This is a genomic window from Amycolatopsis keratiniphila subsp. keratiniphila (genome assembly GCF_001620365.2).
Taxonomy (GTDB): domain Bacteria; phylum Actinomycetota; class Actinomycetes; order Mycobacteriales; family Pseudonocardiaceae; genus Amycolatopsis; species Amycolatopsis keratiniphila.
In genome coordinates this window covers 194009-208468 of record NZ_LQMT02000020.1, presented here as the reverse complement: position 1 = coordinate 208468, position 14460 = coordinate 194009, and the positions used below count along the sequence as shown (strand labels likewise).

17 protein-coding genes are annotated in these 14460 nt (G+C 69.3%); 9 read left to right on the top strand and 8 right to left on the bottom strand.

All coding sequences use genetic code 11. The features are described from left to right. Positions 1-37 precede the first annotated feature (37 nt). The 3 genes from AVR91_RS21180 to AVR91_RS21170 all read left to right on the top strand — a co-directional run bounded on the left by AVR91_RS21180 (position 38) and on the right by AVR91_RS21170 (position 2175). Positions 38-310, top strand: a complete 273-nt coding sequence (locus tag AVR91_RS21180; protein WP_007028262.1) for a MoaD/ThiS family protein — start codon at positions 38-40, stop codon at positions 308-310. 3 nt (positions 311-313) lie between these two features. Beyond that, positions 314-1264 (top strand): PLP-dependent cysteine synthase family protein, encoded by a 951-nt coding sequence (locus tag AVR91_RS21175; protein WP_063277135.1) that lies wholly within the window; start codon positions 314-316, stop codon positions 1262-1264. A 197-nt stretch (positions 1265-1461) separates the two neighbouring features. Further along, positions 1462-2175 carry an aspartate/glutamate racemase family protein gene (locus tag AVR91_RS21170; protein ID WP_063277140.1) on the top strand — a complete coding sequence of 238 codons (714 nt, stop codon included), beginning with the start codon at positions 1462-1464 and terminating at the stop codon, positions 2173-2175. On the opposite strand, the gene AVR91_RS21165 is transcribed toward AVR91_RS21170, so the two are convergent. Further along, positions 2136-3008 (bottom strand): arylamine N-acetyltransferase family protein, encoded by an 873-nt coding sequence (locus tag AVR91_RS21165; protein ID WP_063277136.1) that lies wholly within the window; start codon positions 3006-3008, stop codon positions 2136-2138. The genes AVR91_RS21170 and AVR91_RS21165 overlap by 40 nt on opposite strands. An 82-nt stretch (positions 3009-3090) precedes the next feature. Here AVR91_RS21165 and AVR91_RS21160 point away from each other — a divergent pair, with 82 nt between their 5' ends. From AVR91_RS21160 to rdgB, 5 genes are read left to right on the top strand one after another with little or no spacing between them, the layout of a single operon-like run. Continuing rightward, positions 3091-3759 carry a rhomboid family intramembrane serine protease gene (locus tag AVR91_RS21160; RefSeq protein ID WP_063277137.1) on the top strand — a complete coding sequence of 223 codons (669 nt, stop codon included), beginning with the start codon at positions 3091-3093 and terminating at the stop codon, positions 3757-3759. Continuing rightward, positions 3756-4562 carry a glutamate racemase gene (murI, locus tag AVR91_RS21155; RefSeq protein WP_063277138.1) on the top strand — a complete coding sequence of 269 codons (807 nt, stop codon included), beginning with the start codon at positions 3756-3758 and terminating at the stop codon, positions 4560-4562. Before AVR91_RS21160 ends, murI begins: the two co-directional genes overlap by 4 nt. 30 nt (positions 4563-4592) lie before the next feature. After that, entirely contained in the window at positions 4593-5360 is a 768-nt protein-coding gene (locus AVR91_RS21150; protein ID WP_063277139.1) for an MBL fold metallo-hydrolase, read from the top strand. Positions 5361-5383: 23 nt separating this feature from the next. Continuing rightward, positions 5384-6160, top strand: coding sequence for a ribonuclease PH (rph, locus tag AVR91_RS21145; RefSeq protein ID WP_037342521.1), 777 nt, complete (start codon positions 5384-5386; stop codon positions 6158-6160). Beyond that, positions 6157-6762, top strand: coding sequence for an RdgB/HAM1 family non-canonical purine NTP pyrophosphatase (gene rdgB, locus AVR91_RS21140; RefSeq protein ID WP_005165674.1), 606 nt, complete (start codon positions 6157-6159; stop codon positions 6760-6762). Before rph ends, rdgB begins: the two co-directional genes overlap by 4 nt. Positions 6763-7113: 351 nt before the next feature. On the opposite strand, the gene bcp is transcribed toward rdgB, so the two are convergent. From bcp to AVR91_RS21125, 3 genes are all read right to left on the bottom strand, one after another. Further along, a complete protein-coding gene (gene bcp, locus AVR91_RS21135; RefSeq protein WP_016336780.1) occupies positions 7114-7587 on the bottom strand; it encodes a thioredoxin-dependent thiol peroxidase in 474 nt (157 codons plus the stop codon). A gap of 27 nt (positions 7588-7614) precedes the next feature. Continuing rightward, the gene (locus AVR91_RS21130) at positions 7615-8160 is read right to left on the bottom strand and encodes a hypothetical protein (protein WP_063272223.1); all 546 of its coding nucleotides are present in this window, start codon (positions 8158-8160) and stop codon (positions 7615-7617) included. Between the two features lie 201 nt (positions 8161-8361). Continuing rightward, positions 8362-8544, bottom strand: coding sequence for a hypothetical protein (locus tag AVR91_RS21125; protein ID WP_007028251.1), 183 nt, complete (start codon positions 8542-8544; stop codon positions 8362-8364). Positions 8545-8674: 130 nt separating this feature from the next. Here AVR91_RS21125 and AVR91_RS21120 point away from each other — a divergent pair, with 130 nt between their 5' ends. Continuing rightward, complete coding sequence (locus tag AVR91_RS21120) at positions 8675-9634, top strand: glycoside hydrolase family 25 protein (RefSeq protein ID WP_228709273.1); 960 nt, start codon at positions 8675-8677, stop codon at positions 9632-9634. Between the two features lie 185 nt (positions 9635-9819). Here the strand turns inward: AVR91_RS21120 and AVR91_RS21115 are convergent, their stop codons facing one another. From AVR91_RS21115 to AVR91_RS21100, 4 genes are read right to left on the bottom strand one after another with little or no spacing between them, the layout of a single operon-like run. Then, on the bottom strand, positions 9820-10275 hold the full coding sequence (locus AVR91_RS21115; protein ID WP_063272225.1) for a (2Fe-2S)-binding protein: 456 nt from the start codon (positions 10273-10275) through the stop codon (positions 9820-9822). Further along, positions 10272-11120: an FAD binding domain-containing protein gene (locus AVR91_RS21110; RefSeq protein ID WP_063272226.1), complete on the bottom strand. Its 849-nt coding sequence runs from the start codon at positions 11118-11120 to the stop codon at positions 10272-10274. Before AVR91_RS21110 ends, AVR91_RS21115 begins: the two co-directional genes overlap by 4 nt. Beyond that, on the bottom strand, positions 11117-13447 hold the full coding sequence (locus tag AVR91_RS21105; RefSeq protein ID WP_063272227.1) for a xanthine dehydrogenase family protein molybdopterin-binding subunit: 2331 nt from the start codon (positions 13445-13447) through the stop codon (positions 11117-11119). Before AVR91_RS21105 ends, AVR91_RS21110 begins: the two co-directional genes overlap by 4 nt. A 4-nt stretch (positions 13448-13451) precedes the next feature. Further along, positions 13452-14417: a LysR family transcriptional regulator gene (locus AVR91_RS21100; RefSeq protein WP_063272228.1), complete on the bottom strand. Its 966-nt coding sequence runs from the start codon at positions 14415-14417 to the stop codon at positions 13452-13454. Positions 14418-14460: the final 43 nt, after the last annotated feature.

Below are 14460 nucleotides of genomic sequence, written 5' to 3'. Positions count from 1 at the left end.
GTCTGCGTTGCAGAGAACCCACCGGAGGTAGAAAACCATGGCCGTGACCGTGTCCATCCCGACCATCCTGCGTACGCACACCGGCGGCGAGAAGTCCGTCGAGGCGACCGGCAAGACCGTGCTCGAGGTGATCGACGACATCGAGTCCCGCCACGGCGGCCTCAAGGCCCGCCTGGTCAAGGAAGAGAAGCTGCACCGCTTCGTCAACGTCTACGTCAACGACGAGGACGTCCGCTTCGCCGGTGGTCTCGAGGCCGAGGTCAAGGACGGCGACACCCTGACCATCCTGCCCGCCGTGGCCGGTGGCTGATCGATGGCTCGCTTCGAGTCGCTGCTCGACGCGCTCGGCGGCACGCCGCTGGTCGGCCTTCCCCGGCTTTCGCCCACCCACGACGTGCGGTTGTGGGCGAAGCTGGAGGATCGCAACCCGACCGGTTCGATCAAGGATCGCCCCGCGCTGGCGATGATCGAGGCCGCCGAGCGTGACGGCACGCTCCGGCGCGGCTCCACGATCCTGGAGCCGACGTCGGGCAACACCGGGATCGCGCTCGCCATGGCCGCGAAGCTCAAGGGCTACGGCCTGGTGTGCGTGATGCCGGAGAACACCTCCACCGAGCGCAAACAGCTGCTGCAGGCGTACGGCGCGCGGATCGTCTTCTCCCCGGCCGCCGGCGGGTCCAACGAGGCCGTGCGCCGGGCGAAGGAACTCGCCGAGGCCAACCCGGACTGGGTGATGCTCTACCAGTACGGCAACCCGGCCAACGCCGACGCGCACTACCGCGGCACCGGGCCCGAACTGCTCAAGGACCTGCCGACGCTGACGCATTTCGTCGGCGGCCTCGGCACCACCGGCACGCTGGTCGGCGTCGGGCGCTACCTGCACGAGGCGAAGCCGGACGTGCAGATCATCGCGGCCGAACCGCGCTACGGCGAGCTGGTGTACGGCCTGCGGAACCTCGACGAGGGCTTCGTCCCGGAGCTCTACGACGCGAGCGTGCTCAACGGCCGGTACTCCGTCGGCGCGTACGACGCGCTTCGCCGGACGCGTGAGCTGCTGGAGCACGAAGGCATCTTCGCGGGGATTTCGACCGGTGCCGTGCTGCACGCCGCACTGGCCGTCGCCGAGAAGGCCGCCGCCGCGGGGAAGCCTGCCGACGTGGCCTTCGTGGTCGCCGACGCGGGGTGGAAGTACCTCTCGACGGGCGCGTACTCCGGCTCGATCGACGAAGCGGCTCAGAGGCTCGACGGGCAGCTCTGGGCCTGACCCCTCTCTGCACGCGCTATGAACGGTCCGTTCCTTGCAAAATTTGCAAGGAACGGACCGTTCATAGCGTTCGGGGGCGGGTTCAGCCGGATGTCATGAAAGGGTCGTTCAGGACGAAAAATGTCCTGAACGACCCTTTCATGACATTTGAGGAGTGCCGCAAACCGAGGCGGTCCGGCGCTGGCACGATGGCGGGCATGAAGGTCATCGGGTTGCTGGGCGGCATGAGCTGGGAGTCGTCGGCCGAGTACTACCGGCTGGTGAACGAGCGCGTCCGTGAGCTGCGCGGCGGGTACCACTCCGCGCGCACCGTGCTGTACTCCGTGGACTTCGCCGAGATCGAGGCGATGCAGGCCGAAGGCCGCTGGGACGACGCGGGACGCGAACTGAACCGCGCCGCACTCGCTCTCGAAGCCGCCGGAGCGGACTTCGTCGTCCTCTGCACCAACACGATGCACAAGGTCGCCGACCGGCTCACCGACGGTCTGGGCGTCCCGCTCCTGCATCTCGCCGATACGACGGCCGTCGCGATCAAGGCCGCCGGCGTCGAGCGCGTCGGACTCCTGGGCACCGGTTTCACCATGGCCCAGCCGTTCTACCGCGAACGCCTCGCCGCGCACGGCCTCGACGTGCTCGTGCCGGACGCGGACGACCGCGAGACGGTGCACCGGGTCATCTACGACGAACTCGTCCACGGCGTGGTCACCGAGGAGTCCCGCGAGCGGTACCGCGAGGTCATCGCGAGGCTCGTGGAAGCCGGCGCGGAAGGCGTGATCTACGGCTGCACGGAGATCGAGCTGCTCGTCGGGCCGGAAGACAGCACTGTGCCCACCTTCCCCACGACGAGGCTGCACGCCGAAGCGGCCGTGGACTACGCGCTGGGCAAGGCCTCACTCCCTCCCGCGGTGTGACGTTCGTGCTGGGCGACGGCCTGTCGCCACAGTCTGTCCTGTTCTTCACCGGTGAATCCGCCGCGCGGCACGCCGAAGACGTCCTCGATGGCCGTCCACCACTCGGCCGGTGAGTCCAGCACGGTCTTGCCGCCCGGCAGGCCGGTCAAGGTCAGCGCGCGCAGCGAGTCCACGCCGTCGGCGTCGCGCCGCTGCACCACCAGCGTGCGGACGAATCCGGAATCCTCCGCCGTCGACAGCTCGACATGTTTCTCGGCGAAGTCGGCCATCACGGCCGTCTCCGGCGCGAAATCCATCCCGACGAAACTGCCCTGCGGGTCGTGGTCGAGCCGCCAGCCGCCCGGCGTGACCTCCGAGGGCCGGATCCGGAACACCAGCGGACCCTGTTTGTACTCGCCCTCCCGCAGCGGGAGCGGCTGGTGGATGCCGTCTCCGAGCCCGACGTCGACCAGCCAGCCGACTTCGGGCGTCTCCGGCAGCCCGGTCACCTTCAGGGCCAGGTGGTTGAGGTGGATGCCTGCCTCCCCGCCCGGCATCTGCGCTCCGCTCGGATGCCGGGTGACCTGGTAACCGAGTGCCCGCAGCAGGGCCGAGAACGCGCCGTTGAGGTGATAGCAGTAGCCACCGCGGCCGGCGGCGATCCGGCCGAACGACACCGCCGGATCCAGCGAGGTCACCCGGCCGAGCTGGACTTCGAGATCTTCGTACGGCACGCGCTCCACATGGGCCGCGTGCAGGCGGAAAAGGGCATCGAGACTCGGCGGCTCGTGCTCGAGGCCGAGTCGCGCGAGGTAGGCGGGCACGTCGACGTGCTCCGAAGAAGGGAACCCCATGTGATCGACGGTAGCGGGCACCACCGACAAATCAGGGTTCTCACGGAGGCGATCCCGCCGATCCACGTCGTAGCCTGGGGAGGTGACCACTTTGCCTCCCCAGCCGGTCCCGGCGAGCGAGTCGTCCGGTACGGATCCGGCCAAACGCGTCCTGCCGCCGAACCCGAGGGCCGCCGCGATCGTGGCGCTCGCCTTCACCGCGCTGCTCTACCTGGTCGAACTGGTCGACGTCGTGCTGCCCGCCGACCTCGATCAGAGCGGGGGAATCGTCGCCCGCGAGGTCTCCGATCTCGACGGCGTGCTCTGGGCGCCGCTGCTGCACGCGGGCTGGGGGCATCTGTTCTCCAACACCGTCCCGGTGCTGGTGTTCGCCTTCCTCGCGATGTCCGCGGGGATCGGCCGGTGGGTGCTGGTCACCGCGATCATCTGGGTGCTCTCCGGCCTCGGCGTCTGGCTGATCGCGCCGGGCGGCACGGTGACCGTCGGAGCGTCCGGCGTCGCCTTCGGCTGGCTCGCGTTCCTGCTGGTCCGGGGCATCTTCAACCGCGCGGTCGGGCAGATCCTGGTCGCCGTGGTGCTGCTGGGCATCTGGAGCGGGATGCTCTGGGGACTGCTTCCGGGTGACCCGGGCGTCTCCTGGCAGGGCCACCTGTTCGGCGCGCTGTCGGGCGTCTTCGCCGCCTGGTTGATGGCGCGGGCCGACAGGTCCCAGGCCAAGAAAGCGGCGGGCCCCGGTAGCCTCGCCGTGTGACCAAGCCGAGCGCCGACGCCCCGATCGGGGTCTTCGATTCCGGGGTGGGCGGGCTCACCGTCGCCAGGGCGATCCTGGAGCAGTTGCCCGGTGAGCAGCTGCGCTACGTCGGCGACACCGCCCGCAACCCGTACGGTCCGCTTCCCATCGCGACGGCACGCGAGTACGCGCTGGAAGCGCTGGACGACATCGTCGAAGGCGGGGTGAAGGCGCTGGTCATCGCCTGCAACACCGCCTCCGCCGCCTGCCTTCGCGACGCGAGGGAGCGCTACGACGTCCCCGTGATCGAGGTCGTCCTCCCGGCCGCGCGCCGGGCCGTGTCCGCCACGCGTTCGGGGCGCATCGGCGTTATCGGCACCGAGGGCACCGTCCGGTCCCGCGCCTACGACGACGCCTTCAACGCCGCGCAGGACGTCGAGATCACCAGCGTCGCGTGCCCGCGCTTCGTGGACTTCGTCGAACGCGGGATCACCACCGGGCGCCAGGTGCTCGGGCTCGCTCAGGGCTATCTGGAACCACTGCTGGACGCGCAGGTCGACACGCTGGTCATGGGCTGCACGCACTACCCGTTGTTGTCCGGGGTGCTGCAGATCGTCATGGGCCAGGACGTCACGCTGGTGTCCAGCGCCGAGGAGACCGCGCGTGACCTCGTGCGCGTCCTCACCGAGGCCGATCTCCTCGCCGAGCGCGACACCCCGCCGCGGCACGAGTTCGTCGCCACCGGATCCGCCGAGCCGTTCACCAGACTCGCTCAGCGGTTCATGGGCTTCGCTCCGGGTGTGCTGGCTCCCACCAGCGCCTAAAATCGCCGATTCCGTGCTTAAGGTGTCACAGTGCGTCTCACGATCCTCGGCTGCTCCGGCAGCATCCCCGGGCCCGACGCCGCCGCGTCCGGCTACCTGCTCGAGGCGGACGGGTTCGTCCTGGGGCTCGAACTCGGCAACGGGACGCTCGCCAGGCTTCAGGCCCTGCGCGACCCGTTCGACCTGGACGCGCTGATCCTTTCGCATCTCCACCCCGATCATTGCGCCGACGTCAGCGCGCTCACCGTGCTGCGCCGCTACCACCCGGCGTTGCCGTATCCGGCGAGGCCGCGGCGGCTCCCGGTGTACGGGCCGTCGGACGTGCACGAGCGGCTCGCCCACGCGTACGCAGCGAACGAGGACGAGCGGGCGACCACCGATCTTTCCGACGTCTTCGCCTTCGAGGCGCTGCGGTCCGAGCCGATGCGGATCGGGCCGTTCGAGGTCACCGCGGTCCCCGTCGACCACCCGACTCCCGCGTTCGGCCTGCGGTTCTCATACGGCGGCAAGACTCTCGCCTACACCGGTGACACGGGCGTCTGCGACACCCTGACCGATCTCGCCTGCGGCGTCGACGTCCTGCTGTCCGAAGCGTCGTGGACCGACTCGCCCGACCGGCCCGCCGGCGTCCATCTGTCCGGTAAGGAAGCGGGCGAGCTGGGACGCAAGGCCGGGGTGGGGCGCTTGCTGCTCACCCATGTCGCGCCCTGGACCGACCGCGATGCCGTCCTCGCCGAGGCGGCCGTCGCGTTCCCCGCGGCCGAGCTGGTCGAGCAGGGCGCCGTCTACGACCTCTGACGCGGGGTTCTAGAGTGGCGGCCGTGGCGAGAAAAGACGGCAGGAACGACGACCAGCTTCGCGACATCAAGATCACCCGCGGCTTTCAGCGGTGGCCTGCGGGATCGGTGTTGATCGAATTCGGCGACACCCGGGTGCTGTGCGCGGCGAGCGTCACCGAAGGCGTCCCCCGCTGGCGGGCCGGTTCCGGCCTCGGCTGGGTAACCGCCGAGTACGCGATGTTGCCGTCGGCGACGAACACCCGCAGCGACCGCGAATCCATCAAGGGCCGCGTCGGCGGCCGAACGCACGAGATCTCCCGGCTGATCGGCCGGTCCCTGCGCGCCTGCATCGACCTGGCGGCGTTGGGGGAGAACACGATCGTCATCGACTGCGACGTCATCCAGGCCGACGGCGGCACCCGCACGGCCGCGGTGACCGGCGGCTACGTCGCGCTCGCCGACGCCGTCACCTGGCTCGGCGCCGCGGGCCGCCTCGCCGACCCGCAGCCGCTTTCGTCTTCGGTGGCCGCGGTGAGCGTGGGCGTCGTCGACGGGCGGGTGCGCCTCGACCTGCCCTACGAAGAAGACTCGCGCGCGGAGGTCGACATGAACGTCGTCGCCACCGACGCGGGCACCCTGATCGAGGTGCAGGGCACCGGAGAGGGCGCCACCTTCGCACGGTCCACTTTGGACACCATGCTGGACGTGGCGCTCGCGGGTTGTGAGGAACTGACTCGTTTGCAGACCGAAGCGCTCGCGCTGCCTTACCCCGGCGAGCTCCCCGAGCCGCGTCCCGACAAGAAGAAGGGCGCCAAGTGACCAAGCTGCTCCTCGCCACCCGCAACGCGAAGAAGCTCGGCGAGCTCCGGCGCATCCTGGTGGCGGAAGGGATCGAGGGCGTCGAGGTCATCGGTCTCGCCGACGTCCCCGAGTTCCCCGAAGCACCTGAAACCGCCCCGGACTTCGAAGGCAACGCGCTCGCGAAGGCCCAGGACGCGGCCGCCGCGACCGGTCTCCCGGCCATCGCCGACGATTCGGGCATCGCCGTCGACGCGCTCAACGGCATGCCGGGCGTGCTCTCGGCGCGCTGGTCCGGCAAGCACGGCGACGACGAGGCGAACCTGGATCTCGTGCTGGCGCAGCTGTCCGACACGCCCGACGAGCGCATGGGTGCCGCCTTCGTCTGCGCGGCAGCGCTGGTCGTGCCCGGTGGCGACGAAACCGTGGTGCGCGGGGAATGGCGCGGTTCGCTGATCCGGGAACGCCGTGGTGCCAACGGATTCGGCTACGACCCGATCTTCGTGCCCGAAGGCGGGACGCGGACCTCGGCGGAGCTGGAACCGTCCGAAAAGGACGAAGCTTCGCACCGGGGGAAGGCGTTGCGGGCGTTGGTGGGAGAGCTGCGGAAGCTGGCGGGCTGAGCTGGTCGTGAGTGGCGTTTCGGGTTAGGGCGAAGGGTTCCTTGAGGACCTGCTGGACTTTGGCCGCGGCTGATCGCGGGTCGGGTCCGTGAAGGCCTCCTTGCCTACCCTGAAGGTAGTGAAGGAGGCCTTCACGGCCTTCAGGGATCGCCACCTGCAGCTCACCTGCACCAGCAACCACAACGACCACTACGGTGGCGCGTGAAGGCCCCCTTCCCTCGGCTCAGCCGAGGAAACTCGACCTTCACACCTTCCCAAGTACGTGAAGGCCCCCTTCACGTACTTCAGGGACCCAAACCGGTGGTCGTGAGTGGCGTTTCGGGTTAGAACCCGAAACGCCACTCACGAGGCTCACGCCAGCGAGAGGTCCCGCAGCAGCTTCGCGACGTGCCCCGTCGCCCGCACGTTGTACTGCGCCACCGCGATCTTGCCCTCGGGGTCGACGACGAACGTCGAGCGGATGACGCCTTCGTAGACCCTGCCGTAGTTCTTCTTCTCGCCGAAGGCGCTGTACGCCTTCAGGACGGTCTTCTCCTCGTCGGACAGCAGCGGGAACGTCAGGCCTTCCGCCTCGACGAACTTCGCCAGCTTCGCGGGCTTGTCGGGTGAGATGCCGAGCACCTGGTAACCGGCGTCGTTGAGCTGCGCGAGGCTGTCCCGGAAGTCGCACGCCTGCTTCGTGCAGCCCGGCGTGCCGGCGTTCGGGTAGAAGTACACGACGACCGACTTGCCGCGGAAGTCGCTGAGCTTGACGTCGTTGCCCTCGCTGTCGGGGAGGGTGAAGTCGGGCGCTTTGTCGCCGGGGGAAAGTCGCTGCTCGGTCATGACGCACACGGTAGCGAACCGGCGGCGTCAGACCTTTCCGCAGTACTTCGCGGCGACGGGCTCCGACGGGCTCGGCCGCACCTGCAGGCGCAGCCGCACCGGCCGGTCCGGAACGGCGAACGCCAGGTTCAGGTGCACCGACCGGCCGGGCGCCACGTCCTTGCCGGCGTCCGCGACGCCGTTGTAGCCCTGCACCGGGTCGACGACCTGTTTGACCGACGTGGTCTCCCCGTCGACCTCACCCGTCACGGACAGTCCGGAGAGCCGGTACGTGCCCTCGCCCGCGTTCGTCACCTCGATGCCGAAGGCCACCGCGCGCGGGCTCTGCGGATACGCCGACGCACTGGGGCGGAACGACTTCGGCGCGGAAACGGAGATCGTGACGCCGGTCGCGAACCGGTGCGGGGCGCCGAACGCCAGGTCACCCTCGGCGTGTGTCGCGGCCAAGCCCTGCGCCGGGGCGTCCGCACCGAGCACGGCGGCACCTTTTTCCGGTGCCGGGACCCCGCACGCGGCCGCCAGTATCAGCGAGCAGGCGGCGATGAAGAGCTTCGGGGTGCGCGGGGGCGCCATGTGCGGTTACTCCAGTCGGAGGTGCGGGTGGGCCGTTCGAGGTAGGTATTAGTGCCGAAGAGTCCAGAGTGACGGTCTTCCGCAGCCGAGAGGAGCGGCACGGCCGGGTTGAGGCGCACCTGGTGTACAGCCGTGGCCGATCCGTGATCGGAAGGGCACGGCTAGTGACAGCCGTCACCTCGATGGCACATCCGCGCCCGGTCAGACGGCGAAGGCGAAGAACAGGATGAAGATCGCCAAACCGGACACCCAGGCCACGATCAGCCAGCCGAAATCACGCATCGGATCGACCGCCCGGCTCTCCTCGCCGGGGACGTAGACGCCGCGCTCTTCGAACCAGTCCGCCCACCGGGTCAGCCAGCGAAAGGGGCTTCGAGACGCCATGGTCATCACAGTACGGGCATGGGTGAGCCGAGTCAGCCATGGAGGGGCCGCCCGAAAGGGCGAACCGGACGAACCAGTTATCGCCCACTAGGCCCTTTTGTCCAACTGGTTCACCCGTCAGGCTGTAACGATGGCGCTGGGAATAGATATCTACAGTCGCTTTCAATCCGTTACCAATTGGCAGGCCGTCAAGAACCACGGCGTGACGTTCGTCTTCGTCAAGCTGAGCGACGGGGGCGGCCTCCCGAACGGCGGCCGCAACACCGGCGACGCGCTGGTGGCGGGCGCGAGATCCGTCGGTATCCCGGTGGGGGGCTATCACTACGCCCAGGCGAGTCCTTCGCCGGAGGCGCAGGCGGACGTGCTGATCGGGGAGGTCCGGCGACTCGGGGCGACCGGATGTGTCCCGATGCTCGACCTCGAGGACAACCCGCCGGGTTCGGGGACGCCGAACATCCCCGACTCGCGCAAGCGGGACTTCTCGATCAGATTCTGCAATCGCGTGGCCGGGCACGGCTTCCGGCCCGGTATCTACATGAACAACTCGCTCGCCAAGATGCTGCGTCCCGACCAGTTCGGCGTACGGGATCTCGTCATCTGGATCGCGCGCTACGGCGCGAAACCCGATCCGGCCGCCGGCCGGTACGACGTCCACCAGTATTCGGACGCCGGCCACGTCCCCGGCATCCGCGCGAGCGCGGTCGATCTCAACGAGTCCTACACGAACGCCCACTTGACCGGCGGCGGCGCCGCCCCGAAACGGAAGGCGACGACAGAACTCATGGAACGCAGGACCATTCCGGCCAGCCCGTCCGTCACGTCCGTGCGCTTGTTCCTGTCCGGCAGCGAGACGGCCGCGATCATCGTCCGCCCGCGGGTCGACGGGGACGGCATCACCGACGCGCCCGTATGGCAGGGCAACATCTACGCCTGGGGAAGCGACAAGGTCGGCGTCGGCGGGAATCCCATGCAGACGCCCGGATTCAACCCGAAGACGGTTTCGCACCGGCGGTACCACCTGCCGGGCGCGGTGTGGGCCGACTTCGAATACAGCTCGAACGTGGAGTTCGAAATCGACATCGTCGGCTGAGGCCCGAGTACATGAAGGTCCCCTTCCTTGCGCCTGGGTACAGGAAGGGGGCCTTCATGTCATGACGAGCTTCCGAAAGGCCGATGCCGCGTAAGCCGCCCGCTCGGGTCCGGCAGGAGTTCTCGCCCTCCCCAGGCGGTCCGCCGCGGAGTTGCGGCGGCACATCGACGACGAGTGGTGATCCCTCACCGGGCCGCGTCCCGGACGGCGTCCACGATGAACTGATATCCCGTGCACCGGCACAGATTCCCCGCGATCGCCTGCCGGATCTCGGTGTCCGTCGGGTCCGGGTTCTCCTTCAGCAGTTCCGCAGCCGTCGCCAGCATCCCCGGCGTGCAGAACCCGCACTGCAGCCCGTGGTGCTTCCGGAACGACTCCTGCAGCGGATGCAGTTCACCGTCCGACGCCAGCCCCTCGACCGTCACGATCTCCGAGCCGTCCACCTGCACCGCCAGCAGGCAGCACGCACGTGCGCTCGCCCCGTCGAGGGTGATCGTGCACGAGCCGCAGACGCCGTGTTCGCAGCCGACGTGCACCCCGGTGAAACCCAGGTCGTGGCGCAGGAAATCGGCCAGCGTCCGTCGTGGTTCGCAGTCGGCGCGGTAGGTCCGGCCGTTCACCGTCAGGGTGACCGTGATCATGCGCTCTCCTTGGCTCGTGCGAGTGCCCGCCGGGTGAGCACCGCGGCCATCTCGCGCCGGTAATCGGCTGGAGCGTGAAGGTCGCCGGGCGGATCGGTCGCGGCGGCCGCGAGGTCCGCGGCGCGAGCGATCGCCTCGACGGTCATCGGGCCGCCGGTGAGCGACTCTTCGGCGGCGGTGGCCCGGATCGGTGTCGGACCCGCGCCCGCGATGGCGATCCGCGCGGATTCGCAGACCTCACCAGCCATCGTCACGGTCGCGAAGACGGCGACCAGTGCGAGATCGCGACTCCGTCTGCTCAGTTCTTCGACGGCCCAGCCGCCTCGATGCGACGGCACCGAGATCCGCGTCAGCAGCTCGCCCCGGCCCAACGAGGTCCGGTGCGGGCCGAGGAAGAAGTCCCGGGCCGCGACGATCCGTTCCCCGGAAGCACCGTGGACGGCGAAATCGGCGTCGAGCGCGACCATCACCGCGGGCAGTTCCGCGGCCGGATCGGCGTGCGCGAGACTGCCGCCGATCGTGCCCCGGTTCCGGATGGCCACGTGCCCCACGTGGCCGAGCGCCTCGGCGAGGAGGGGGACTTCGGACCGGACGACGGCGGACGTTTCGACCGACCGGTGCCGGGTGAGCGCGCCGATCTCCAGCCGCTCGTTCTCCTTGCGCAGGAAAGAAAGCTCGTCGAGCCGGTTGATGTCGACCACCAGCGAGGGCCGCGCCTGACGCAGATTCAGCAACGGCACGAGACTCTGTCCGCCCGCCAGCACCCGCGCCTCCGGGGTGCTCAGCGCTTCGATGGCCTCGTCGAGCGACGAAGCCCGCAAGTACTCGAACGGCGCAGCCTTCACCGGACTGCTCCCCGCTTCAGCGCGGCGAGCAGCCGTGGCGGCGTGATCGGCAGGGAGGTGATGTCGACGTCGTATTCGCGCAACGCGTCCTCGACGGCGTGCGCGATCGCCGCGCCGCCGCCGATCACGCCCGCTTCGCCCATTCCCTTGAACCCGCCGGGGACGTGCTCGGCGGGAGTCGACATATGCGACACGGAGAACGGCGGGATCTCGGTCGCGGTCGGCAGCAGGTACCCGGTGAACGACGTGGTCTCCATCCGCCCATCGGCGCCGTAGACGAGTTCCTCGTACAGCGCCCCGCCGATCGCCTGCGCCGCGCCGCCGTGCAGCTGCCCGTCCACGATCTTCGGGTTGATGACGGTGCCGCAGTCGTGCGCGATCAGGTAGTCCAGCAGCGTCACGACGCCGGTCTCCTTGTCGACTTCGGCGAGGACGGCGGTGCAGCCGAACGAGGTCGCGACGTTGACCGGATCGTAGACCTCGCGTTCCTCCAGCGTCGGCGTCTCGTCCTCGGGCCAGACGCCGTTCAGCCGCCGGTACGCCGCGTCGCCGATCGCGGCGAGGGTGACCTGCCTGTCCGGTACGCCGTTCACCGCGACGACACCGTCCTTGATGGACAGATCATCGGGCGAGGCCTCCAGGATGTGCCCGGCCACCCGCAGGATCTTCGCCCGCAGCCGGGTCGACGCGTTCAGCACGGCCGCGCCGCCGACGGCCGCCCCGCGGCTCGCCGCCGTGCCGTAGCCGGTGTACGGGCAGCTTTGGGTGTCCCCGGACAGCACGGTGACATGGTCGAGCGGGACACCGAGCGTATGCGCGGCCACCTGCGCCAGCGTCGTGTGGATGCCCTGCCCGATCGCGGACAGTCCGGTGTGGACGGTCACGTGGCCGGTCGAGTCGACCCGCACGACCTCCTCGTCGAACCCGGAATGCCCCAATCCGGCGAGGTTGATGATCCTGCTCGGCCCGAACCCGGTCAGTTCGTTGTGGAACGCGTATCCGATGCCGACACCGTCTCCGCGCCGTTCCGCCCAGCCCGCGTCTTCGACGGCCTTCAGGCAAAGATCGAGGCAGTCCTCGTAGCGGCCGCTGTCGTAGACGAACACCGGGCCCTGGTACGGGAACGCTTCCGGTGGGATGAAGTTCTTGCGCCGCACCGCGTGCGCGTCCATGCCGAGCCGTTTCGCCAGCTGCTCCACCAGGTGTTCGTGCACGAAGTTCGCCTTCGGCAGCCCGTAACCGCGAAACGATCCGTACGGCGACCGGTTCGTCATCACGGCGACGAGGGTGAGTTCCGCGTTCGGGATGGCGTACGGCCCGGTCAGCAGCGCGGTCGTCGTCCAGCATGGGCTGGCGCCGACGGTCCCGAGCACGCCGCCGAGGACGCCGTACACGGTGGCACGCAGGCCGGTGATCGTGCCGTCGTCCTTGGCCGCGAGTTCGACGTCGATCTTCTGCTCGCGAGAGTGCGCGTTGGCGACGAAGCTCTCCGCGCGGTCCTCGATGAGCTTGACCGGTTTCCCGGTGCGCCGCGAGAGGATCGCCGCGACGACTTCCTCGGCGTAGAAGTCGAACTTGTTCCCGAAGCCGCCGCCGACGTCGGGCGTGCGCACGCGGATCCGGTCCATCGGGAGCCCGAAGACCTCGCCGAACAGTTCGCGCGCGAGATTGGGCGCCTGCGTGGCGAGCCAGACGTCGAGTCGGTCGGTGAACGGGTCCCAGGTCGCCACCACGCCGCGCGTTTCGATCGGCGTGCCCATCTGGCGGGCGAACCGGAACGACTCGGTGAGCACGACGTCGGCCTCGGCGAACGCGGTGGCCACGTCACCCATCGGGATGGTGCCGGTGCCGGCGATGTTGTCCGGCCAGTCCTCGTAGAGCTTCGGCGCGTCGTCCGCCAGCGCCTGTTCGAGCGTGCTGGCGGCGGGGAGTTCCCCGTACTCGATTTCGATCAGTTCCAGCGCGTCTTCGGCGGTCGCCCGGTCCTTCGCCGCGACGGCCGCGACGCCTTGGCCGTGGTAGCGCACCTTGCCGATGGCCAGGGCGTGGGTCTCGGGTGTCCGCATGTCCGGCAGGTTCGACCAGATCACCGGCTGGGGTGTCTTCGTGATCGCCCGGACGTCCTCGCCGGTGATCACGGCGAACACGCCGGGATGGGCTTGCGCCGCCGTGGTGTCGACGCGCAGGATCCGCGCGTGCGGCAGGGGACTGCGGAGGACGGCCGCCTCCAGCATCCCCGGCAGCCGTACGTCGTCGATGTACTGCGCCCGCCCGGTCAGCAGGCGGACGTCCTCCTGCCGGGTCACGCTCGCGCCGATCAGCCCCATGGCCTCACTTTTCCGTACCGAGGGCCCCTCGCGCATCGTGCACACGGGTCATGGCCTCCCGATCGGACACCGGGAGCCACTGCCGCTCCGGATCGAAGGGCCGGTACGTGGAGCGGACGTGCTCGATCAGCCGCGGCAGCGTCGGATGCCGGTTCTCGTGCCGCCACAGCAGCGAGAACGGGTACACCGGCGTCGGATCGACGAGCGGGATCTGGACGACGTCCGGATGCCAGGGCACGTGCATCTTCGCGCCGACGAAGCCCAGCCGGTCCTTCGACTCGCTGAGCACCTCGATGTGGTGTTCCAGGCCGAAGTTCGGGCCGGCGGTGTCGACCAGGATGCCGAACGCCGGGCACAGTTCCGCCCAGAACTCCGCCCATTCGCTGGCCCGTGCGTTGTAGGGCATCCAGGCCGTCAGTCCTTCGAGTTCCGCCATCGCCACCCGTCGCCGCCGTGCGAGCGGGTGCCGCCGCCCGACCAGCAGATTCGCCGGTTCCAGGTAGGCGGGCGTGCGGCCGATCCCCGGGGCAGGCGCGCTGCTGACGCGCGCGAAGGCGGCGTCGACGGACTCGGGCAGCACGGACCGGCGCACCGCGCCCAGCCCGGGTGTGACGAGTTCCAGTTCGTCGTCGTGGCCGGCGTGGAACGCCCGGATGACCTCCATGGTCGCTAGCCGCGTGCCGAGGACGTCGACGCGAAGGGGACGCCGCCTGCCCTGAAGACGCTCGACGGCTTGGTCCGCGAGGCTGATCAGCGCCCGGGCGTGCTTGAGGAACTCCTCGCCGTCTTCGGTCGGCACGGCGCCTCCTCGCGTGCGTGACAGCAGCCGCACACCGAGATCGGTCTCGAGCTTCGCGACGCGTTTGGAGACCGCCTGCTGGCTCATGTCCAGCCGGATCGCGGCCTCGCTGAAGTACCGGTCCTCGGCCACCGCGACGAACGCGCGCACCGCGCCCAGATCCAGTTCCACTGTGCTCCCTACAACTTTTGGTTGTCGCCGATCGCGTGTCGCT